This window comes from Kitasatospora sp. NPDC059803, from assembly GCF_042732255.1.
Taxonomy (GTDB): domain Bacteria; phylum Actinomycetota; class Actinomycetes; order Streptomycetales; family Streptomycetaceae; genus Kitasatospora.
Genome location: NZ_JBHWIJ010000204.1, coordinates 12312 through 15810, shown reverse-complemented (window position 1 = coordinate 15810; position 3499 = coordinate 12312). Strand labels below are relative to the sequence as shown.

Here is a 3499-nt window from a genome sequence, read left to right as displayed (position 1 = left end):
CCCGGAGAGCACTCTCCGGGTGGGCCGCCGCCGTTCGTTCCGGACGGGGTGGAGCCGCGGAACCGGGCCGGACGGGGGTTTGGCCGCCCCGGCCCCGCGTCCGGCGTCAGGAGTCGCGTCGAACAGCCTCGACGCGACGGCGCCGGAGCACCATGCCGGCCCAGCCCACGCTGATCGCGGCGGCGCCGGCCAGCAGCAGCGGGCCGGTGGCCGACGTGCCGACGGCCGCGGCGGCGGTCGGGATCACGGCGCCGGCCGGGGAGTTGGGGTCGCCGCCGTGGCCGTGGTGGGCGACCGTGGACTTGGGTGCGTCGGCCGCGATCTGCGCGTCGCTGGGCGCGGCCGGGGCCTGCGCGGTGAGCGCCGAGACGGCCGGGGCGCCGGCCGCGGTGGCCGCGCCGAAGTCGACGTCGGAGCAGCTGTAGAACGCCTCCGGGCTGTCGCTGCGCTGCCAGACCGTGTACAGCAGCTGGCGGCCGGTGCGCTGCGGCAGGGTGCCGGCGTAGGTGTAGAAGCCGTTGGTGGCGGTGCGGTCGACCTGCACCTGGGCGACCGGCGTCGGGTCGAGGTCCGACCACTTCAGCGGCTTGGTGGGGTCGTAGCCCGGCTTGGTGATGTAGACGGTCTGGGTGCCCACGTGGGGCGCGGTGGTGCGGAACTGGAAGGTGAAGGCGCCCGCCTTGACCGCGGTGGCCGGCCAGTCGGTGCGCGGCCAGTCCAGGGCCTGGTACTTGTCGCGGTTGGCCGAGCAGAGCTTGCCGTCCGGGATCAGCGCCTGGTGGTTGCCGGCCGCGTTGGCGATGTTGACCTCGTTCCAGTCGTACAGCGGCTGGGTGCCGCTCGCGGCGACGAGGTCCTTGCAGATCTGGGACACCGGGTGCTCGGGGCCCTCGGCGTAGCAGGCGGCGACCCGGCTGACCGGGTTGGTCATGGTGCCGTGGGCGCTGGCGGTGCCTGCGGTGGAAACGGCCACCGCGAGGGCCGCGGCGCCGACCGCGCCGACGGACAGGGCACTTCGCTTGATGGACATGGGGTGGGGACTCCTTGACCGTCGTTCCGGGCGGGTGTGGGGGGAGCGGACACGCCTGCCCGTTCGGGGGCCGCCGGCCCGGACCGCGGACCCCTGGCCAGAGCGTATGATTGGTCTGGACCAGCTGGCAATAGTCGTGCGTGCCACGCTTCCTGACGGACTGTAGGCCCCCGAACAGGGCAAAGGCCCGACGGAACGGCCGGGTTAGGCGTTCCATCGGGCCCGCTTAAGGCTCCGGAAAGGTCGTCGGACGGCCGTTCGGGCGGTCAGGCCGCCGTCGGCCGCAGGCCGGTCACAGGAACGCCTTCCCCTCGCCCCGGTACGTCGGGACGGTCCGGACGATCCGGTCGCCCTCGATCAGGTGCAGTTCGGTGAAGCGCTCGCACAGTTCGCCCGCCTTGGCATGCCGGAACCAGACCCGGTCGCCGATCAGCAGGTCGTCCGCGGCCGTGCCGAGCAGCGGGGTCTGCACCTCCCCGGCGCCCTCCATCGGGTCGTAGCGCAGCCCCTGCGGCAGGTACGGCACCGGCGAGCGGTCCGGGCCGGCCGCGCCGGAGGCGGGGTAGCCGCCGCCGAGCACCGTCACCACGCCGACGCCGGGGCGGCGCACCACCGGCTGGCCGAACAGCGCGGCCGGACGGCCTTGGAACGAGCGGTAGTTGTCGAACAGCCGGGGCAGGTAGAGCCCGGAGCCCGCCGCGACCTCGGTGACCGCGCGCTCGGCCACGGTGGACTCCACGCTGCCGGTACCGCCGCCGTTGACGAACTCCAGCTCGGCCACCCGCCGCAGCCGCCGGACCACGGCCGCCCGCCGCTCGGCCAGTTCGGTCCTGGCCCTGGCCTGCATCAGCCGGATCAGCTGCGAGCGCAGCGGCCGGCCGGGCACCTGGTCGCCCACCCCGGCGACGTGCCCCTCGTAGGCCATCAGGCCGACCACCCGGAAGCCCCGGCGGTGCTGGACGAGTTCGGCGAAGGCGCCGAGGTCCTCGGGGGTGCGCAGCGGGGAGCGCCGGGCGCCCACCCGGACCCGCCCGCCGAGCAGGTGCAGCGCGGTGTCCAGCTCCAGGCAGACCCGCACCTCGGCGTCGCCGCCGCGGGCCTTGTCGATCAGGTCCAGCTGGGCGGGGTCGTCGAGGACGACGGTGACCTCGTTGGCGAGCGCCGGATCGGCGGTCAGCTCGGTGTAGCAGGCCCGGTCGGCGGAGGGGTAGGCGAGCAGGACGTCGCGCACGCCGGTACGGGCCAGCCAGAGCGACTCGTCGAGGGTGTAGCTCATCACCCCGGCGAAGCCGTCCACGGCCAGCGCGCGGTCCAGCAGCGCCCGGCAGCGCACCGACTTGCTGGCCACCCGGACCGGCTTGCCGGCGGCCCGGCGCACCAGGTCGGCGGCGTTGGCGTCGAAGGCGGCGAGGTCGACGACGGCCACCGGCCCGTCCAGGTGCGCGGTGGCCCGGTCGTACCGGAGGCGGTCGGAGACCGGGGTGGGGGCGGTCGCGGGTGCGTCGAGGATCACCATGGGCGCAGGGTGCCACACCGCACTACCGGTGGGTAGGCCCCGCGTGCAGGGAAATGGGGCGGCTCGCGCGCGGTGGCATAGGGTCGGGCGGGTGGACCGCAAAGACTTCTCCAACCCGGCGTTCGTCGGCAAGGGCATCCCGAACCCCGGCTTCTCCGACGACGACGGCACCGCCGACCCGGCGCTCGCCGAGGCCCTCGCCCGCTGGTCGCAGGACCGCGCGGCCGAGCCGGAGGTGCTGGCGGCGCTGACCCCCACCCGGCTGATGGTCCCGATCGTCGCGATCCTCGGCGAGGTCGAGGTGGACGAGCACGGGCACAAGCACGAGAAGACCAGCGACATGGCCGTCCCGGTGCTGGAGGCCCCGGACGGGCGCCGCGCGCTGCCGGCCTTCACCTCGCTCGACTCGCTCGCCCGCTGGCGTGCCGACGCCCGCCCGGCGCCGACGGCGGCCCCGCAGGCCGCGATGGTCGCCTTCTCCGAGCGCGCCGACACCCTGCTGGTCGACCCGGCCGGGCCGGTGCCGTTCCAGCTGAGCGGTGCCCGGCTGCGGGCGCTCGCGGAGAACCGCCCGTTCCTGCCGCCGGCCCGGGACCCGGAGGTGCGCGAGGCGGTCCGCGGGCTGCTGGCGGCCGAGCCGCAGGTGCTCACCGGGCTGCTGGCGGCCTCGGAGGGTTCGGACGGGGTGCTCGCGGTGGTGTTCGACCCGGCGCTGGACCAGGACGGGCTGCAGGCGGCCGTGCAGCGGGTCGGGCGGGCGGTGGCCGCCGACCCGGTGCTGCGGGTGCGGCTGGACCGCGGGCTGGACCTCGCGGTGCTGCCGGCGAGCGCGGAGCTGCCGGGGGAGCCGCTCTACCGGCGGTAGGGAGCGCTAGGAAGCGGTAGGGGGCCGTAGGAAGTGCGTCGGGGGGGGGGGGGGGGGGGGGGCGGCGCCCCCCCCCCCCGCCCCCCGC

3 protein-coding genes are annotated in these 3499 nt (G+C 75.8%); 1 reads left to right on the top strand and 2 read right to left on the bottom strand.

Features of this window, described 5'->3' with window-relative positions; all coding sequences use genetic code 11:
* Positions 1–106: 106 nt before the first annotated feature.
* Both ACFV6I_RS27305 and ACFV6I_RS27300 read right to left on the bottom strand, forming a co-directional pair.
* Positions 107–1030, bottom strand: coding sequence for a lytic polysaccharide monooxygenase (locus tag ACFV6I_RS27305; protein ID WP_063346864.1), 924 nt, complete (start codon positions 1028–1030; stop codon positions 107–109).
* A gap of 292 nt (positions 1031–1322) precedes the next feature.
* The gene (locus tag ACFV6I_RS27300) at positions 1323–2546 is read right to left on the bottom strand and encodes an alanine racemase (protein ID WP_380428204.1); all 1224 of its coding nucleotides are present in this window, start codon (positions 2544–2546) and stop codon (positions 1323–1325) included.
* Positions 2547–2637: 91 nt separating this feature from the next.
* On the opposite strand from ACFV6I_RS27300, the gene ACFV6I_RS27295 reads away from it, so the two are divergent.
* Positions 2638–3411 (top strand): SseB family protein, encoded by a 774-nt coding sequence (locus ACFV6I_RS27295; protein WP_380428202.1) that lies wholly within the window; start codon positions 2638–2640, stop codon positions 3409–3411.
* Positions 3412–3499 lie beyond the last annotated feature (88 nt).